General features: G+C 57.2%; 14 protein-coding genes. 1 reads left to right on the forward strand and 13 read right to left on the reverse strand.

Going from position 1 to position 18249, the window contains the following annotated elements:
* Positions 1-75: 75 nt before the first annotated feature.
* The 10 genes from brnQ to sdhC all read right to left on the reverse strand — a co-directional run bounded on the left by brnQ (position 76) and on the right by sdhC (position 13115).
* On the reverse strand, positions 76-1389 hold the full coding sequence (brnQ, locus tag ACZRJ6_RS20885; RefSeq protein WP_463969677.1) for a branched-chain amino acid transport system II carrier protein: 1314 nt from the start codon (positions 1387-1389) through the stop codon (positions 76-78).
* Between the two features lie 354 nt (positions 1390-1743).
* Positions 1744-2625 carry a succinate--CoA ligase subunit alpha gene (gene sucD, locus ACZRJ6_RS20890; protein WP_463969676.1) on the reverse strand — a complete coding sequence of 294 codons (882 nt, stop codon included), beginning with the start codon at positions 2623-2625 and terminating at the stop codon, positions 1744-1746.
* Complete coding sequence (gene sucC / locus ACZRJ6_RS20895) at positions 2625-3791, reverse strand: ADP-forming succinate--CoA ligase subunit beta (protein WP_133099064.1); 1167 nt, start codon at positions 3789-3791, stop codon at positions 2625-2627. The genes sucD and sucC overlap by 1 nt, the downstream gene beginning before the upstream one ends.
* 201 nt (positions 3792-3992) lie before the next feature.
* The gene (gene lpdA, locus ACZRJ6_RS20900; protein WP_149411451.1) at positions 3993-5429 is read right to left on the reverse strand and encodes a dihydrolipoyl dehydrogenase; all 1437 of its coding nucleotides are present in this window, start codon (positions 5427-5429) and stop codon (positions 3993-3995) included.
* Between the two features lie 100 nt (positions 5430-5529).
* Positions 5530-6747, reverse strand: a complete 1218-nt coding sequence (odhB, locus tag ACZRJ6_RS20905) for a 2-oxoglutarate dehydrogenase complex dihydrolipoyllysine-residue succinyltransferase (protein ID WP_463969675.1) — start codon at positions 6745-6747, stop codon at positions 5530-5532.
* A gap of 44 nt (positions 6748-6791) precedes the next feature.
* Positions 6792-9623 carry a 2-oxoglutarate dehydrogenase E1 component gene (locus tag ACZRJ6_RS20910; protein ID WP_463969674.1) on the reverse strand — a complete coding sequence of 944 codons (2832 nt, stop codon included), beginning with the start codon at positions 9621-9623 and terminating at the stop codon, positions 6792-6794.
* Between the two features lie 260 nt (positions 9624-9883).
* On the reverse strand, positions 9884-10588 hold the full coding sequence (locus ACZRJ6_RS20915; protein ID WP_133099068.1) for a succinate dehydrogenase iron-sulfur subunit: 705 nt from the start codon (positions 10586-10588) through the stop codon (positions 9884-9886).
* A gap of 11 nt (positions 10589-10599) precedes the next feature.
* Positions 10600-12375, reverse strand: a complete 1776-nt coding sequence (gene sdhA / locus ACZRJ6_RS20920) for a succinate dehydrogenase flavoprotein subunit (protein ID WP_463969673.1) — start codon at positions 12373-12375, stop codon at positions 10600-10602.
* 3 nt (positions 12376-12378) lie between these two features.
* The gene (sdhD, locus tag ACZRJ6_RS20925) at positions 12379-12747 is read right to left on the reverse strand and encodes a succinate dehydrogenase, hydrophobic membrane anchor protein (RefSeq protein ID WP_084381144.1); all 369 of its coding nucleotides are present in this window, start codon (positions 12745-12747) and stop codon (positions 12379-12381) included.
* On the reverse strand, positions 12741-13115 hold the full coding sequence (gene sdhC, locus ACZRJ6_RS20930; RefSeq protein ID WP_133099071.1) for a succinate dehydrogenase, cytochrome b556 subunit: 375 nt from the start codon (positions 13113-13115) through the stop codon (positions 12741-12743). The genes sdhD and sdhC overlap by 7 nt, the downstream gene beginning before the upstream one ends.
* A gap of 364 nt (positions 13116-13479) precedes the next feature.
* Here sdhC and gltA point away from each other — a divergent pair, with 364 nt between their 5' ends.
* Positions 13480-14769, forward strand: coding sequence for a citrate synthase (gene gltA / locus ACZRJ6_RS20935; protein ID WP_133099072.1), 1290 nt, complete (start codon positions 13480-13482; stop codon positions 14767-14769).
* A gap of 211 nt (positions 14770-14980) precedes the next feature.
* Here gltA and ACZRJ6_RS20940 read toward each other — a convergent pair whose 3' ends face one another.
* The 3 genes from ACZRJ6_RS20940 to ACZRJ6_RS20950 all read right to left on the reverse strand — a co-directional run bounded on the left by ACZRJ6_RS20940 (position 14981) and on the right by ACZRJ6_RS20950 (position 18036).
* Complete coding sequence (locus ACZRJ6_RS20940) at positions 14981-16639, reverse strand: cation acetate symporter (RefSeq protein WP_463969672.1); 1659 nt, start codon at positions 16637-16639, stop codon at positions 14981-14983.
* Positions 16636-16947: a DUF485 domain-containing protein gene (locus ACZRJ6_RS20945; RefSeq protein ID WP_463969671.1), complete on the reverse strand. Its 312-nt coding sequence runs from the start codon at positions 16945-16947 to the stop codon at positions 16636-16638. The genes ACZRJ6_RS20940 and ACZRJ6_RS20945 overlap by 4 nt, the downstream gene beginning before the upstream one ends.
* Positions 16948-17184: 237 nt before the next feature.
* On the reverse strand, positions 17185-18036 hold the full coding sequence (locus tag ACZRJ6_RS20950; RefSeq protein ID WP_463969670.1) for a glycine betaine ABC transporter substrate-binding protein: 852 nt from the start codon (positions 18034-18036) through the stop codon (positions 17185-17187).
* Positions 18037-18249 lie beyond the last annotated feature (213 nt).

Genomic DNA, 18249 nt, shown 5'->3' on the forward strand with positions numbered 1-18249 from the left:
CTGCCTGACGCCCATAAAAAATGCCCCGGATCGTTTGATACGGGGCATTTCGATTTCAGCGTGTAACAAAGCGTTTTAGGCGATGGCTTCGCTGCGCTTGCCCAGCAGACGGTCAATCACCACCGCGACCACCAGGGTCATCACCGACGGCACCAGCCACGCCAGGCCCTGCTCGCTCAGCGGCAGATTGGCAAGTTGCGACGGCAGCCAGTCCGCCAGCCCCGCACCTTTCAAAGCGTCGATAGTGCCGAAGATGAACGACACCAGCATCACTGGGCCGACGATCCGGCCCTGTTCCTGCCAGAAGCCCTTGCAGAAGCTCAGCGCGACCAAGACGATGCACGGCGGGTAGATCGCGGTCAGTACCGGAATCGAGAAGGCAATCAGATTGGTCAGGCCCAGGTTCGACACCAGCAGCGAAAACGCGGCAAGGATGACCACCAGGGTTTTGTAGGACAGCGGCAGTACTCGGCTGAAATACTCCGCGCAGGCACAGGTCAGGCCTACTGCGGTCACCAGGCACGCCAGGGAAATCAGCACCGCAAGGAAGCCGCTGCCCAGGGAACCGAAGGTATGTTGAACGTAGGCGTGCAACACCGCGGCACCGTTGGCGGCACCAGCAGCCACTTCATGGCTGCCCGAACCGAGGCGGAACAGGCTGATGTACACCAACGCCAGGCCCACGCCGGCAATCAGCCCGGCAATGATCGCGTAACGGGTAATCAACTGTGGCGACTCGACGCCACGGGAACGAATGGCGTTGACGATAACGATGCCAAATACCAGGGCGCCCAGGGTATCCATGGTCAGGTAACCATTGATAAAGCCCTGGGAGAACGGCGCGGCGGCGTACTCAGGCGTGGCGACACCGACATCTCCGGCGGGCAAGGCAAAGGCGGCGATGCCCAGTGCCGCGAGGGCGATGATCTTCAGCGGCGCGAGGAAACGGCCAACGGTGTCCAGCAGACGCCCTGGATACAGGGAGATGAAGAACACCAGCAGGAAATACACCGAGCTATAGAGGAACAACGCCAGCGGGCTTTCACCGGTCAGTGGCGCCAGGCCGACTTCGAAGGACACCGTCGCGGTACGTGGCGTGGCGAACAAAGGACCCACTGCCAGGTAGCACGCCGCGGCCAGGATGCCACCGGCGACCTTGCCGATGGGGCTGCTCAACGCGTCCATAGCACCACCGACCTTGGCCAGGGCGATGACGGTGACCACTGGCAGTCCTACTGCGGTAATCAGGAAGCCCAGCGCCGCCATCCAGACATGAGGCCCGGACTGCAAACCAACAATAGGCGGAAATATGATGTTACCGGCGCCCACGAACAGGGCAAAAGTCATAAAGCCCAACGCCAGGATATCCTGGCTTTTCAACACTTTCATTTGAGGAAATACCACACTACTGAATCGGAATTTAGAGAGGGGCTTCCCTATGGATGAGGGAAATGCTATCAGCCCGGATGGGGACCGACCGGTCTAGCGCGGAACTTCCTTGTGGGGAGCGGACGCATAAAGAGGCAGCTAGCCTAACGAATTTGTCTGACAAACGCACTATTGCAGGGCGAACTGTCCGATAAGCGACATTTATATGTCGCATCCGTATATCTAAATATTGAAATGCAATCAAGTGTAGGAGCGGGCTTTCTCCCACATTTTTGATCTTCACCAACCTCCAGAATGCACAAAGGCCACCCGAAGGTGGCCTTTGCGTGGTGAAGCGTCAGTTAAGCGCGAGGCTTACTTGACAGCCCAACCGGTCAGCTCGGACAAAGCCTTGCCGATGTCTGCCAGCGAACGCACGGTTTTCACGCCTGCGTCTTCCAGGGCCGCAAACTTCTCGTCTGCTGTGCCCTTGCCGCCAGAGATGATTGCGCCAGCATGGCCCATGCGCTTGCCTGCAGGGGCAGTCACACCAGCGATGTAGGAAACAACCGGCTTGGTCACGTGTGCCTTGATGTAGGCAGCCGCTTCTTCTTCAGCCGAACCGCCGATCTCACCGATCATGACGATCGCTTCGGTCTTCGGGTCTTCCTGGAACAACTTCAGGATGTCGATGAAGTTGGAACCCGGGATCGGGTCACCGCCGATGCCGACGCAAGTCGACTGACCGAAACCGGCGTCAGTGGTCTGCTTAACAGCTTCGTAGGTCAGGGTGCCGGAACGGGAAACGATACCGACTTTGCCTGGCAAGTGAATGTGACCGGGCATGATGCCGATCTTGCATTCGCCTGGAGTGATCACGCCTGGGCAGTTAGGGCCAATCAGGACCACACCCAGTTCGTCGCACTTAACTTTAGCGTCGAGCATGTCCAGGGTAGGAATGCCTTCAGTGATGCAAACGATCAGCTTGATGCCGCCGAACGCTGCTTCAAGGATGGAATCCTTGCAGAAAGGAGCTGGAACGTAGATGACGCTAGCGGTGGCGCCAGTGACTTCTACGGCTTCTTTCACAGTGTTGAAAACAGGCAGGTCCAGGTGAGTGGTGCCGCCTTTGCCTGGAGTTACGCCGCCAACCATCTTGGTGCCGTACTCGATGGCTTGCTGGGTGTGGAAACTACCTTGCGAACCGGTAATACCCTGGCAGATAACTTTGGTGTCTTTATTGATCAGGACGCTCATTATTTGCCCTCCGCAGCTTTGACAACTTGTTGAGCAGCGTCGGTCAGGCTGGTAGCAGCGATGATGTTCAAACCGCTTTCTGCCAGTACTTTAGCGCCCAGTTCCGCGTTGTTGCCTTCAAGGCGAACAACAACCGGGATTTTAACGCCGACTTCTTTCACTGCACCAATGATGCCTTCGGCAATCATGTCGCAACGAACGATGCCGCCGAAGATGTTGACCAATACTGCAGCGACGTTGGAGTCGGACAGGATGATCTTGAACGCTTCGGTAACGCGTTCCTTGGTAGCACCGCCGCCCACGTCGAGGAAGTTGGCTGGTTTGCCGCCATGCAGATTGACGATGTCCATGGTACCCATGGCCAGGCCAGCACCGTTGACCATGCAACCGATGTTACCTTCCAGGGCTACGTAGTTCAGTTCGAACTTGGCAGCGTGCGCTTCACGCGGATCGTCTTGCGACGGATCGTGGAAAGTCTTCAGCTTAGGCTGACGGTACATGGCGTTGGCGTCGATGTTGATCTTGGCATCGAGGCAATGCAGATCGCCGTCAGCCTTAATCACCAGCGGGTTCACTTCCAGCAGGGCCAGGTCGTGATCCTTGAACAGCTTGGCCAGACCTACGAAGATCTTGGCGAACTGAGCAACTTGCTTACCTTCCAGACCCAACTGGAATGCCAGCTCGCGACCCTGGAATGGCTGAGCGCCAACCAGTGGATCGATAGTGGCCTTCAGAATTTTTTCTGGGGTTTCGTGAGCGATCTTCTCGATGTCCACACCACCTTCGGTGGAAGCCATGAACACGATGCGACGGCTCGAACGGTCAACGACAGCGCCCAGGTACAGCTCTTTAGCGATATCAGTGCACGATTCAACCAGGATCTTGGTGACTGGCTGGCCATTGGCATCAGTCTGGTAAGTCACCAGACGCTTGCCCAACCACTGTTGAGCGAAGGCCTTGGCGTCTTCTTTGCTGCGAACCAGCTTCACGCCGCCCGCTTTACCGCGACCACCAGCGTGGACCTGGGCTTTGACAACCCACTCGGTGCCGCCGATTTTGTCGCAAGCTTCTGCTGCTGCTTCCGGGGTGTCTACTGCGTAACCCTTGGATACTGGCAGGCCGTACTCAGCGAACAGCTGCTTACCCTGATACTCATGAAGATTCATGCTTATTACCGTCTTCGTTAGGTACTGCGCATTCGGTGCTGCACTAGTGTTAGTGCCGCACCACCTGTGACTGCTGCTTGCCCAGCTTCGCAGCCCTTAGGCTTGCAAAGCTGCGCAAGACTGCGTCCAGCGGATATTCCGCGGTGAGTCTTGCGCACAAGGCTCACGACGGGCAACCGCCGTGGTTTCTTATTATCTTGCTTAGCGCTTCTTCTTGTTGGCGATGTGGATGGCATGGCCATTCACTGCCAACGCAGCTTCGTGCAGCGCTTCGGACAGGGTCGGATGGGAGAAGACCATCATACCGATATCCTCGGCGCTGGTGCCGAATTCCATACCGATTGCGCCCTGCTGAACCAGTTCTGCTGCGCCTGGGCCAATCACGTGGACGCCCAATACGCGGTCAGTCTTGGCATCAGCGATGACTTTGACGAAACCACCGGTGTCGTTGGCTGCCATGGCACGGCCAGAAGCGGCAAACGGGAAAGTGCCGACGTTAACTTCAACGCCTTCAGCTTTCAACTGCTGTTCGTTCTTGCCGACCCATGCAATCTCTGGATGGGTGTAGATAACCGACGGGATCAGGTCGTAGTTCATCTGAGTCTTGTGACCCTTGATGCGCTCGACAACCATGATGCCCTCTTCGGAAGCCTTGTGCGCCAGCATCATGCCGCGAACCACGTCGCCAATGGCGAAAACGCCCGGTACGGTGGTGGCGCAGTGATCGTCAACGTGCACAAAACCGCGCTCGTCGAGGTTCACACCGCTGTCGGCAGCCAGCAGATCAGTGGTCACCGGACGGCGACCAACGGCTACGATCAGCTTGTCGAAAGTGATGGTCTGTTCGCCATTCTTGTCGGTGTAGGTCACAACGACTTCTTCGCCGTTGACCTTGGAACCGGTCACACGAGCGCCCAGCTTGATGTCCAGACCTTGTTTGGTCAGGGTCTTCAAGGCTTCTTTGGACACAGCGCTGTCGGCAGCCAGCAGGAACGTGTCCAGGGCTTCCAGGACGGTCACTTGCGAACCCAGACGCGACCAGACCGAACCCAGTTCCAGACCGATCACGCCAGCGCCGATCACGCCCAGACGTTTTGGAACTGATTGGAACTCCAGGGCGCCGGTCGAATCAACGATCACGTTCTGGTCAACTGGAGCAGGTGGAATGTCGATTGGACGCGAACCTGGAGCCAGGATCACGTTCTCGGCTTCGATGATTTCGACCGAACCGTCAGGCTTGGTGATTTCAACTTTCTTGCCGGCCAGCAGTTTGCCATGACCTTGCAGGGAAGTGACGCCATTGGCCTTGAACAGGGTTGCAACGCCGGAAGTCAGGCCTTTAACAATGTTGGCCTTGCGGCCGACCATTGCTGGTACGTCCATGGTCACGCCAGCGTGGTTGATGCCGTGGATGGCAAAACCAACTTGGGCTTCGTGGAATTTCCAGGAGCTGTCCAGCAGCGCCTTGGAGGGAATGCAACCGACGTTCAGGCAAGTACCGCCCAGGGCCAGTTTGCCTTCCTTGTCGGTGTATTTTTCGATGCAAGCAGTCGAGAGGCCCAGTTGCGCGGCCTTGATGGCGGCAACATAGCCGCCAGGGCCTGCACCAATCACTACAACGTCAAATTTCTGAGACATGAAAATAGATCCTCTATTTAGCGACAAGCTTCAAGCGTCAAGCTGTAAGCCAAGCTGCTTTTACTTGCAGCTTGCAGCTCGCAACTTGACGCTGCTTCTATCAGATATCCAGGAGCAGACGAGCCGGGTCTTCCAGCAGGTTCTTGATGGTCACCAGGAAAGTCACGGCTTCTTTACCATCGATCAGGCGGTGATCGTAGGACAGCGCCAAGTACATCATCGGACGGATGACCACTTGACCGTTGATCGCCATAGGACGCTGCAGAATGTTGTGCATGCCCAGGATCGCAGCTTGTGGTGGGTTGACGATCGGGGTCGACATCATCGAGCCGAAAGTACCACCGTTGGTGATGGTGAAGGTACCACCGGTCATCTCATCGATGGTCAGCTTGCCGTCACGAGCCTTCTTGCCGAAGGTGGCGATGCCGCCTTCGATTTCAGCCAGGCTCATCAGTTCGGCGTTACGCAGAACCGGCACCACCAGCCCACGCTCGCTGGAGACAGCAACACCGACGTCAGCGTAGCCGTGGTAAACGATGTCGGCGCCGTCGATGGAAGCGTTGACTGCCGGGAAGCGTTTCAGCGCTTCGGTAGCCGCTTTTACGAAGAACGACATGAAGCCCAGGCGCACACCGTTATGGCTCTTCTCAAAGAGATCCTTGTACTTCGAACGCAATGCCATGACTTCGGTCATGTCGACTTCGTTGAAGGTAGTCAGCATCGCCATGTTCGACTGGGCTTCAACCAGACGCTTGGCCACGGTGGCACGTACGCGGGTCATCGGCACGCGTTTCTCGGTGCGATCGCCTGCCGCGAACACAGGAGCGGCAGCAGCAGGTGCAGCAGCCTTGGCAGGCGCGGCAGCCGGAGCGGCTTTCTTGGTAGCAACAGCAGCGACTACGTCTTCCTTGGTCACACGACCGCCTTTGCCAGTACCGGCAACGGAAGCGATGTTGATGCCGTTTTCTTCAGCCAGCTTGCGAGCAGCCGGTGCAGCAACAGGATCGTCTTCGCCAGCGTCGGCTGGAGCAGCAGCTTGTGCGGCAGCCGGAGCAGCAGCGGCTGGAGCGGCAGCAGCGCTACCCTCTTCGATCGAGCCCAGTACCTGGTTGGACAGAACGGTGTCGCCTTCATTGGCAACGATGGCGCCCAGGACGCCGTCGGCTTCGGCCAACACTTCCAGCACAACCTTGTCGGTTTCGATGTCAACGATCAAGTCGTCACGCTTGACAGCGTCACCTGGTTTCTTGTGCCAGGTGGCAACGGTGCCATCGGCAACCGATTCCGGGAATGACGGGGCTTTGATTTCGATAGCCATTATCTGTGGGTCCTTAAAATTCGGTTTCAGTCAGCGCGAAGGCGTTAAACAGTGAAAGCATCTTGCAGCAGTTTTGCCTGCTGCTCGGCGTGCATCGATGCATAACCACAAGCAGGTGCAGCAGAAGCGTCACGGCCCGCGTACTCAAGTACGAGCGACTTGTCGTGACCGCCAATGATGCGGCGCATGTGATGCTGGCTGCAGTACCAGGCACCCTGGTTCATCGGCTCTTCCTGACACCAAACGATATGTTTGAGGTTGGAGTAACGAGCCAGGACTTCAATCAAGTCGTCCTCAGGGAATGGGTACAGCTGCTCAAGACGCACGATGGCGATGTCGTCACGACCTTCGGCACGGCGTTTTTCCAGCAGGTCGTAGTAGACCTTGCCGCTCGCCAGTACGATACGCGTGACCTTTTTCGGGTCATGGGCATCGATTTCCGGAATAACGGTCTGGAACGAACCTTCGGCCAGATCTTCCAGGGTCGAGATGGCCAATTTATGACGCAACAGCGACTTTGGAGTCAGGACTACCAGTGGTTTACGCAGGGGACGAATCACCTGGCGTCGCAGCAAGTGGTAGATCTGAGCCGGCGTAGTGGGTACGCACACCTGAATGTTGTGCTCGGCGCACATCTGCAGGTAACGCTCCAGGCGAGCCGAAGAGTGCTCCGGACCCTGACCTTCATAACCGTGCGGCAGCAGCATGGTCAGACCGCAGAGACGGCCCCATTTGTGCTCGCCGCTGGTGATGAACTGGTCGATAACCACCTGGGCACCGTTGGCGAAATCGCCGAACTGGGCTTCCCAGATCACCAGCGCCTCAGGCGTGGTGGTCGAGTAACCGTATTCGAAGGCCAGTACTGCTTCTTCGGACAGGAACGAATCGTACAGGTCGAAACGTGGCTGGCCCTTGTACAGGTTTTGCAGCGGGATGTAGGTACCCGCGTCTTTCTGGTTGTGCAACACAGCGTGACGGTGCGAGAACGTACCACGGCCGATGTCCTGGCCGGTCATGCGAATCGGGTGGCCTTCAAACGCCAGGGTCGCGTATGCCATGGTTTCGGCATAACCCCAGTTGATCGGCAGGCCGCCGGCTTGCATTTTCTGACGGTCTTCGTAGATCTTCGATACTTGACGCTGAACTACAAAGCCATCCGGGATTTCCAGCAGCTTGGCGGACAATTCCTGCAAGGTCTTCAGATCAAAAGTGGTGTCGTGACGCGCAGTCCAGGCGTGACCCAGGTACGGACGCCAGTCAACGAACAGTTCTTTGTTCGGTTCCTTGACCAGGCTTTTTACAACATGCAGACCGTTGTCCAACGCGTTGCGGTACTCGTCGATCTTGCCTTGAACACGCGCATCATCTACCACACCGGCCAGGGTCAGGCGCTCGGCGTACAGCTCACGGGTGGTGCGCTGCTTGGCGATTTGCTGGTACATCAACGGCTGGGTGCCGCTCGGCTCATCCGCTTCGTTGTGACCGCGGCGGCGGTAGCAAACCAGGTCGATTACCACGTCACGCTTGAACTGCATGCGGTAGTCGATGGCCAACTGGGTCACAAACAATACGGCTTCCGGATCATCACCATTTACATGGAGGATCGGCGCCTGGATCATTTTCGCAACGTCAGTAGCGTACTCGGTGGAACGCGAGTCTTCCGGGTTGCTGATGGTGAAGCCAACCTGGTTGTTGATGACGATGTGAACGGTACCGCCAGTCTTGAAGCCGCGGGTCTGCGACATCTGGAAGGTTTCCATGACCACGCCTTGACCGGCGAATGCCGCATCACCGTGGATGGAAATAGGCAGGACCTTTTCACCGGTCGGATCGTTACGACGATCCTGACGGGCACGCACCGAACCCTCGACCACTGGCGAAACAATTTCCAGGTGGGAGGGGTTGAATGCCATGGCCAGGTGGACTTCGCCGCCTGTGGTCATCACGTTGGACGAGAAGCCCTGGTGGTATTTAACGTCACCGGAACCCAGCTCGACCTTCTTCTTGCCTTCGAACTCATCGAACAGATCGCGCGGATTCTTGCCGAAAGTGTTAACCAACACGTTCAGACGACCACGGTGGGCCATGCCGATGACGATTTCCTTGGTGCCGTAGGAACCGGAACGCTGGATCAACTCGTCGAGCATCGGAATCAGGCTCTCGCCGCCTTCCAAACCGAAACGCTTGGTACCCGGGTATTTGGTACCCAGGTATTTTTCCAGGCCTTCAGCTGCAGTGACGCGCTCAAGCAGGTGGCTCTTGAGGTCGGCGGAGATCACCGGACGGCTGCGCACGCTTTCCAGACGCTGCTGGAACCAGTGGCGCTGCTCGGTATCGACGATATGCGTAAACTCAGCACCAATGGTGCGGCAATATGTCTGCTGCAACGCTTCGTGAATTTCGCGTAGGCTCGCCTCCTCCTTGCCGAGAAACAGATCGCCGGCACGGAAGGTCGTATCAAGATCGGCATTGGTCAAGCCGTAATGATTGATCGACAGGTCTGCAGGTGCAGGACGCTGCCACAGCCCCAGCGGGTCAAGCTGGGCTGCTTGGTGGCCACGCATACGGTAGGCCTGGATCAGTCGCAATACTTCAACTTGCTTCTTCTCATGCTCACTGCTCACGCTTGCGGCGGAAACCGGCTGGGCGCGGCGCTGGTTCTTTGCCAGCAGCACGAAATGATCGCGAATCGTCGAGTGCGATACATCGGTGGCAGCGTTGCCGTCAGCGGGCAACGTCTGAAATTTGGTGCGCCATTCTTCTGGCACAGCGTTAGGGTCGTGCAGGTAGAGCTCATAAAGCTCTTCCACATAGGCAGCGTTACCACCTGAAAGATAGCCGCTGTTCCACATGCGCTGCATCACGCTTTCTTGCATGCTTGGTCACCCTCGGTTAGGGGACACCACCGGCGAAGACACCGAGTCTGCTTGCAAAGTCCGAGTGCAGCGACCAAAACAAGCCACTTAGGATCACGCTGATAGTCCGGGTACCAACCCGGATGCCCCTGCTTGTCTCATTTCTTCAAAATAAGAGCCGCGCTTTGTAAGTCGCTGCTCAGGTTAAGACTACGGCGCCGGTTGAAGCCTGCGCCGCAGCATCTACGGGCACAACGGTCCTGCTTTTACTACAACGTCAGTTACACGCCGCTTTGCAGCAACATGCTACGTACGTGACCAATGGCCTTAGTCGGGTTCAGGCCTTTAGGACATACGTTGACGCAGTTCATGATCCCACGGCAGCGGAATACGCTGAACGGGTCATCCAGTGAAGCCAGACGCTCGGACGTTTGGGTGTCACGGCTATCTGCCAGGAAGCGATACGCTTGCAGCAGTGCAGCCGGGCCCAGGAACTTGTCCGGGTTCCACCAGAAGGACGGGCAGGAAGTCGAGCAGCAAGCGCACAGGATGCACTCGTACAGACCGTCCAGCTTCTCGCGCTCTTGCGGGGTCTGCAGACGTTCGATGGCCGGAGCCGGCGTGTCGTTCTGCAGGAATGGCTTAACCTTCTCGTATTGCTTGTAGAAGATGCTCATATCGACGACCAGGTCACGGATTACCGGCAAACCTGGCAGTGGACGAACGATCAGCTTGTTGCCTTTGACGACAGCGGACAGCGGCGTGATGCACGCCAGGCCGTTTTTGCCGTTGATGTTCATGCCGTCGGAACCGCAGACACCTTCACGGCAAGAGCGACGATAGGAGAAACCTTCGTCCTGCTCTTTGACCAGCGCCAGCACGTCCAGCACCATCAGGTCTTTACCACCGGTATCGACCTGGAATTCCTGCATGAACGGCGCAGCGTCCTGATCAGGGTTGTAGCGATAAACACTGACTTTCAACATGGCGGCCACCCTTAATAAGTCCGAATCATTGGTTCAAACGTAGGGACTGTTTTTGGCGAGAAGTTCACGGCACGCTTGGTTACGCGCTTGTCACCCGGGAAGTACAGGGTGTGGCACAACCAGTTAACGTCGTCGCGCTCTTCGAAGTCTTCACGGGCGTGAGCGCCGCGGGACTCTTTGCGAACTTCTGCGGCGATGGCAGTTGCTTCAGCCACTTCCAGCAGGTTTTGCAATTCAAGGGCTTCGATACGAGCGGTGTTGAACGCCTGACTCTTGTCGTTGATCTTGACGTTGGCGATACGGACACGCAGATCAGCGAGCTGGGCGATACCCTTCTGCATGTATTCGCCGGTACGGAACACACCGAAGTAGTTCTGCATGCAGCTTTGCAGCTCTTTACGCAGGGTAGCAACGTCTTCACCGTCAGTGCGCGAGTTCAGGCCATCGAGACGTGCCAGGGCAGCGTCGATGTCGGACTGGCGAGCACGTGTGTAATCGACGCCTTCCTTGAGAGTCTGCTCCAGGAACAGGCCAGCAGCACGACCGAACACCACCAGGTCGAGCAGCGAGTTGCCACCCAGACGGTTGGCACCGTGAACCGATACGCACGCCACTTCACCTACGGCGAACAGACCAGGAATGATCTGATCAACGCCATCGGCGTCCTGGGTGATCGCCTGGCCGTGAATGTTGGTGGCAACGCCGCCCATCATATAGTGGCAGGTTGGAACAACCGGGATCGGCGCAACAGCCGGATCGACGTGGGCGAAGGTCTTGGACAACTCCATGATGCCCGGCAGACGGCTGTGCAGTACTTCTTCACCGAGGTGATCGAGTTTCAGCATCACGTGATCGCCATCGGGACCACAGCCGTTGCCGGCGATGATCTCTTTAACCATGGAACGGGCTACAACGTCACGACCGGCAAGGTCTTTGGCGTTCGGAGCATAACGCTCCATGAAGCGCTCGCCGTTCTTGTTGATCAGGTAACCACCTTCACCACGGCAACCTTCGGTCACCAGTACACCGGCGCCGGCGATGCCAGTCGGGTGGAACTGCCACATTTCGATGTCTTGTACCGGAACACCTGCACGCAGGGCCATGCCGATACCGTCACCGGTGTTGATCAGGGCGTTGGTGGTGGACGAGTAGATCCGACCTGCACCGCCGGTCGCCAATACGGTGGCGTTGGCGCGTACATAGGAGGTTTCGCCGGTTTCGATGCAGATAACGATCATGCCGACAAAGGCACCATCTTCGTTCTTCACCAGGTCGACACCGTAGTATTCGTTGAGGAATACGGTGCCAGCCTTCAGGTTGGCTTGATACAGGGTGTGCAACAGCGCGTGACCGGTACGGTCGGCTGCAGCGCAGGTACGGGCGGCCTGGCCACCCTTACCGAAATCTTTCGACTGACCGCCGAACGGACGCTGGTAGATGCGGCCCTGTTCGGTACGGGAGAACGGCAGACCCATGTGTTCCAGTTCGAAGACTGCTTCCGGGCCTACGGAACACATGTATTCGATAGCGTCCTGGTCACCGATATAATCGGAACCCTTGACGGTATCGTACATGTGCCAGCGCCAGTCATCGTTTGGATCGGCGGAGGCGATGGCGCAGGTGATGCCACCCTGGGCCGAAACGGTGTGGGAACGGGTCGGGAACACCTTGGTGATCACGGCAGTCTTGTGACCGCCCTGGGCCAGTTGCAGCGCAGCACGCATGCCGGCACCGCCGCCGCCAATGATGATGGCGTCGAATGAAAGTGTATTAACTGTGTTAGCCATGAATCAGATACCCCAAAGAATCTGCACACCCCAGACGAAGTAAGCGAACATCGCGACGCCGCATACTGCCTGGAAGAGGAAACGTACTGCAGTCGCGGACTTGCCCAGCGCCATCGGCGTCAGGTAGTCAGTCGCGATAGTCCACATGCCGACCCAGGCGTGAGCGCCCAGGGCCACAAGGGCCAGCAGACTGAAGATACGCATCCCGTTGTGGGAGAACAGGCCGTGCCATTGGGCATAGTCGATACCCGGATTGGCAACGAGGTATCCGATCAGGAAGATGAAATAAGCCGCGAGAACGACCGCAGACACACGCTGCGCCATCCAGTCATAGAGGCCCGAACGCGACAGGTTCGTAACGCTGGTTACCATATCCAAACTCCCGCCAGAACGATCATCACCAGGGAAATGGCGATAACGATTTTCGAGCCCAGCTTGCCGCCTTCCAGCGTCTCACCGATACCCATGTCCATGATCAAGTGGCGAACACCGGCCACCAGGTGATACAGCAGAGCGGACAGGAGGCCCCACGCCACGAACTTGGCCAGCGGACTGGTCATGCATGCCTTCACCTCAGCGTACCCCTCTTCCGAACCCAGGGATTTGCTCAATGCATAAAGCATGATGCCCAGGCCGAGAAACAGGATGATGCCGGAAACACGGTGCAGGAATGACGTCACGCCGGTGATGGGGAGTTTGATGGTCCTTAGGTCTAGGTTTACAGGTCGTTGGCTATTCACGGCTTTTTTTCACACTGAAGAGCCCCTAACAATCAGGGCAAAGTTGTTGGGGGGTGCACTGGTCAGGTAAGCACCACCCAGGGAGTGCGACCCCCAATGAAAACAAGCCCAAAAGCCCTTGGCGGTCGGTGGCCGAGTATAGACAGTTAGGCAACTAATGACAACGCGCGCACCTCACCCTAATAGCTGATTGCGCTGTTGGGATAAAAGGCGTAAACGGCAGGTAATTTCGAGGAAAAAGTACGGTTAAAGCCTTCTGGAGCAAGACTTTAGGCAAATTGACATTCGAATTTATCTCACTATAGTGGTGCGGGCCCTGCGTGGGGGGTCTGTCTGATGATTTGAAGCATAAATAGGAGGCCACATGGCTGACAAAAAAGCGCAGTTGATCATCGAGGGCGCAGCCCCCGTCGAGCTGCCCATTTTAACCGGCACCGTTGGTCCTGATGTTATCGACGTACGGGGCCTGACGGCCACGGGCCGTTTTACATTCGACCCAGGCTTCATGTCGACCGCCTCTTGCGAGTCGAAGATCACCTATATTGATGGTGATAATGGCATCCTGCTACATCGGGGCTACCCGATCGAACAGTTGGCCGAGAAGTCGGACTACCTGGAAACCTGCTACCTGCTGCTAAATGGCGAATTGCCAACAGCCGAGCAGAAAGCCCAGTTCGTCAGCACCGTGAAGAATCACACCATGGTGCATGAGCAGCTGAAGACATTCTTCAACGGCTTCCGCCGCGACGCCCACCCGATGGCTGTCATGTGTGGCGTGGTTGGCGCCCTGTCGGCCTTCTACCACGACTCCCTGGACATCAATAACCCGCAGCATCGCGAAATTTCCGCGATCCGCCTGGTTGCCAAGATGCCGACCCTGGCAGCGATGGTTTACAAGTACTCCATGGGCCAACCCATGATGTACCCGCGCAACGACCTGACGTACGCGGAAAACTTCCTGCACATGATGTTCAATACCCCGTGCGAGATCAAACCGATCAGCCCGGTGCTGGCCAAGGCAATGGACCGGATCTTTATCCTCCACGCCGACCACGAACAGAACGCCTCGACTTCTACCGTACGCCTGGCGGGCTCTTCGGGTGCCAACCCGTTTGCCTGTATCGCCGCCGGTATCGCCGCACTGTGGGGCCCTGCCCACGGCGGTGCGAACGAAGCCGTATTAAGCATGCTCGATGAAATCGGCGATGTGTCGAACATCGACAAGTTCATCGCCAAGGCCAAGGACAAGAACGATCCGTTCAAGTTGATGGGCTTCGGTCACCGGGTCTACAAGAACCGCGACCCGCGCGCCACCGTGATGAAGAAGACCTGCGACGAAGTACTGAAGGAACTGGGGATCAACAACGATCCGCAACTCCAACTGGCCATGCGCCTGGAAGAGATCGCCCTGACCGACCCGTACTTCATCGAACGCTCGCTGTACCCGAACGTCGATTTCTACTCCGGGATCATCCTCAAGGCTATCGGCATTCCAACCAGCATGTTCACCGTGATCTTCGCCTTGGCGCGGACCGTGGGCTGGATCTCCCACTGGAAAGAAATGCTCTCCAGCCCGTACAAGATTGGCCGCCCGCGCCAGCTGTACACCGGCTACGAGCAGCGTGATATCTCCAAGCTGGAAGACCGCAAATAAGCAGTGTCTTGCGATAACCGCTTAGCTGCACCGAATACGGCCTCCTCTGGGAGGCCGTATTTGTTTGTGCAGGATTTGTGTTGGGGGGACACTTGCCCCCTTTGCCACAAAAGCCCGTCAACCACAAATTAACCACCCATAAAAAATGCCCCGATCTCTCGACCGGGGCATTTTTATGGGTGCAGCTTATGCAGCTGTCTTTCGACAACCCTTAGTGAGAAACCGCCCCACTCGCCCCCAGACCGGTCTGCGAACGCACGAACTGCGGGTAGAACAGCGCCCGCTCTTTTTCCGCCGCCGTCGACTTGTCGGTGATGGAGAAGAACCAGATCCCGACGAACGCAATGATCATAGAGAACAGTGCTGGATACTCGTAAGGGAAGATGGCTTTTTCATTGTGCAGGATCGAGACCCAGATGGTTGGACCAAGGACCATCAGGCCAACGGCACTGATCAGACCCAACCAGCCACCAATCATCGCACCGCGAGTGGTGAGATTTTTCCAGTACATGGAAAGCAGCAACACCGGGAAGTTACAGCTGGCGGCAATGGAGAACGCCAGACCAACCATGAACGCGATGTTCTGGCTTTCAAACAGGATGCCCAGGCCGATAGCCAGCACCGCCAGGGCGATGGTGGTGATCTTCGAGACGCGAATCTCATCCTTCTCGTTGGCCTTGCCTTTCTTGATCACGCTGGCATACAGGTCATGGGACACCGCCGAAGCACCCGCCAGGGTCAAACCGGCAACCACCGCGAGAATGGTGGCGAAGGCCACGGCTGAGATAAAGCCCAGGAAGATGCTGCCACCCACCGCGTTGGCCAGATGCACCGCCGCCATGTTGTTGCCGCCCAACAAGGCACCTGCCGCATCCTTGAAGGCCGGGTTGGTGCTGACCAGCAGAATCGCGCCGAAGCCGATGATAAAGGTCAGGATGTAGAAGTAGCCGATAAAGCCAGTGGCATACAGCACGCTCTTGCGAGCTTCCTTGGCATCGCTCACGGTGAAGAAGCGCATCAGAATGTGAGGCAGGCCAGCGGTACCGAACATCAGTGCCAGACCGAGGGAGAATGCCGAAATCGGATCTTTCACCAGGCCGCCCGGGCTCATGATCGCTTCACCTTTAGGGTGAACCTTGATCGCCTCGGTAAACAGCATGTTGAAGTCGAAGTTGACGTGTTTCATCACCATCAGCGCCATGAACGAGGCACCGGACAGCAGCAACACCGCCTTGATGATCTGCACCCACGTGGTCGCCAGCATACCGCCGAACAGCACGTACATGCACATCAGGATACCCACCAGGATCACCGCCACATGGTAATCAAGGCCGAACAGCAGTTGAATCAGCTTGCCGGCGCCAACCATCTGCGCGATCAGGTAGAACGCCACCACTACCAGGGAACCGCAAGCCGACAGGCTGCGGATCTGGGTTTGCCCGAGGCGATAGGACGCCACGTCGGCAAAGGTGTACTTACCCAGGTTACGCAGGCGCTCGGCGATCAGGAACAGAATGATCGGCCAGCCCACCAGGAAGCCGATCGAGTAGATCAGGCCGTCGTAGCCGGAGGTGAACACCAGCGCGGAAATCCCCAGGAAAGACGCCGCCGACATGTAGTCGCCGGCAATCGCCAAACCGTTCTGGAACCCAGTGATTTTACCGCCAGCCGCATAGTAGTCAGCCGCCGACTTGTTACGTTTGGACGCCCAGTAAGTAATGCACAACGTCGCACCAACAAAGGCTACGAACATCAGGATCGCTGCAACGTTCAGCGGTTGTTTATGCACTTCACCGGTCAACGCTTCCGCCGCCCAAACAGCAGGAGCGAAGACCGAAGCGCCGAATACAGCCAATAGACGACGGATCATTGCGCAGCCTCCTTGAGAATCGCATTGTTCAGCTCGTCGAATTCGCCGTTGGCGCGTCGTACATAGATAGCGGTGAGGACGAAGGCTGAAACAATCAGCCCGACCCCGATCGGGATTCCCCAGGTAATGGACGAACCGGGGCTGATCTTGGCCCCCAGTATTTGTGGCCCATAGGCAATCAACAGGATGAATCCGGAGTACAGCCCAAGCATGATCGCCGAGAGAATCCAGGCGAACTTTTCCCTTTTACTAACCAGCTCCTTGAAGCGCGGGCTGTTTTGAATCGAGAGGTAAATGCTGTCGTTCATTGTTTTTATCCTCGCAGCACAGATTATTGTTGGAACGTATCCACTTTATGCAGCTGCGGGACAGGTTCCAGACGACCTTAGTATTAGAAGGCGTGTAGCGAGGAGTTGTCAGGGCGCAGAAACAATTGTAGGAGCGCGCTTGCTCGCGAAAAACACCAGGACAACGCGTCCATTCAGGCACCACGCGTCATCGTTGAAGTCCATCGCGAGCAAGCTCGCTCCTACATGTTTCAGGTATTACGGAGCGGTCCACTCAGCGACACGCTCAGGGTGCTTGGCGACCCAATCCTTGGCCGCTGCATCAGGCTTGGCGCCCTCTTGGATGGCCAGCATCACTTCGCCGATTTCATCCTTGGAGGCCCACTGGAATTTTTTCAGGAAGGCCACGACTTCAGGCGCTTTCTTCTCCAGGCCCTTGCTGCCGATGCTGTTCACAGTTTCGGCAGCACCATAAATCCCTTTTGGATCGTCAAGGAAGCGCAGTTTCCACTTGGCGAACATCCAGTGTGGCACCCAGCCGGTGACCGCAATGGATTCCTGCTTGTCTTCGGCACGGGTCAGTTCGGCGATCATCGCGGCGCCGGAGCTGGCTTGCAGCTTGTAGTCCAGGCCATAGGCCTTGATGGCTTCGTCGGTCTTGAGCATCACACCTGAACCGGCATCGATGCCGACGATCTTGTTCTTGAAGCTGGTGTCATCCTTGAGGTCGGCAATGGACTTGGCCTTGACGTACTCCGGTACGATCAAGCCAATCTTGGCGTCCTTGAAGTTGGGGCCGTAGTCGACCACCTTGTCCTTGTTTTTGGCCCAGTATTCACCGTGGGTCACCGGCAGCCAGGCCGAGAGCATAGCGTCGAGTTTGCCGGTGGCCACTCCTTGCCACATGATCCCGGTGGCGACCGCTTGCAGTTTCACGTCATAACCGAGCTTCTGCTTGATCACTTCTGCCGCCACGTGGGTGGTAGCGACACTGTCCGACCAGCCATCCACATAGCCGATGCTCAGGGTTTTGCTGTCGGCGCTGGCCAGTGTGGAGCTCATCGCAAGCACCAGTGCGGCACCTGCGCCCAAGAGTCGTCGCATCTTCATCGTTACTTCCCCGAAAGTGCTGCGCCCGACGGATGCCGAGCGACGTCAACCTGTTGTTATGTGGTGCACCGCGCCCCCTTCACGCGCATCGATCATGCTGTCGCGACATCAGTGGAGTACTGACACTTCGATCATCAACCTGCTGCCACGAGCGACCTGCTCTGACTGCGACCTCAGGTAAGCAGGAAACGACATCACATCGCCAGCAGGTCG

This window comes from Pseudomonas sp. C321, assembly GCF_055407105.1.

Excerpts from the sequence above, each read along its gene's own strand:
- brnQ (WP_463969677.1), bottom strand. The coding sequence starts at position 1,389 with ATGAAAGTGTTGAAAAGCCAGGATATCCTGGCGTTGGGCTTTATGACT.
- sucD (WP_463969676.1), bottom strand. The coding sequence starts at position 2,625 with ATGAGCGTCCTGATCAATAAAGACACCAAAGTTATCTGCCAGGGTATT.
- sucC (WP_133099064.1), bottom strand. The coding sequence starts at position 3,791 with ATGAATCTTCATGAGTATCAGGGTAAGCAGCTGTTCGCTGAGTACGGC.
- lpdA (WP_149411451.1), bottom strand. The coding sequence starts at position 5,429 with ATGTCTCAGAAATTTGACGTTGTAGTGATTGGTGCAGGCCCTGGCGGC.
- odhB (WP_463969675.1), bottom strand. The coding sequence starts at position 6,747 with ATGGCTATCGAAATCAAAGCCCCGTCATTCCCGGAATCGGTTGCCGAT.
- ACZRJ6_RS20910 (WP_463969674.1), bottom strand. The coding sequence starts at position 9,623 with ATGCAAGAAAGCGTGATGCAGCGCATGTGGAACAGCGGCTATCTTTCA.
- ACZRJ6_RS20915 (WP_133099068.1), bottom strand. The coding sequence starts at position 10,588 with ATGTTGAAAGTCAGTGTTTATCGCTACAACCCTGATCAGGACGCTGCG.
- sdhA (WP_463969673.1), bottom strand. The coding sequence starts at position 12,375 with ATGGCTAACACAGTTAATACACTTTCATTCGACGCCATCATCATTGGC.
- sdhD (WP_084381144.1), bottom strand. The coding sequence starts at position 12,747 with ATGGTAACCAGCGTTACGAACCTGTCGCGTTCGGGCCTCTATGACTGG.
- gltA (WP_133099072.1), top strand. The coding sequence starts at position 13,480 with ATGGCTGACAAAAAAGCGCAGTTGATCATCGAGGGCGCAGCCCCCGTC.
- ACZRJ6_RS20940 (WP_463969672.1), bottom strand. The coding sequence starts at position 16,639 with ATGATCCGTCGTCTATTGGCTGTATTCGGCGCTTCGGTCTTCGCTCCT.
- ACZRJ6_RS20945 (WP_463969671.1), bottom strand. The coding sequence starts at position 16,947 with ATGAACGACAGCATTTACCTCTCGATTCAAAACAGCCCGCGCTTCAAG.
- ACZRJ6_RS20950 (WP_463969670.1), bottom strand. The coding sequence starts at position 18,036 with ATGAAGATGCGACGACTCTTGGGCGCAGGTGCCGCACTGGTGCTTGCG.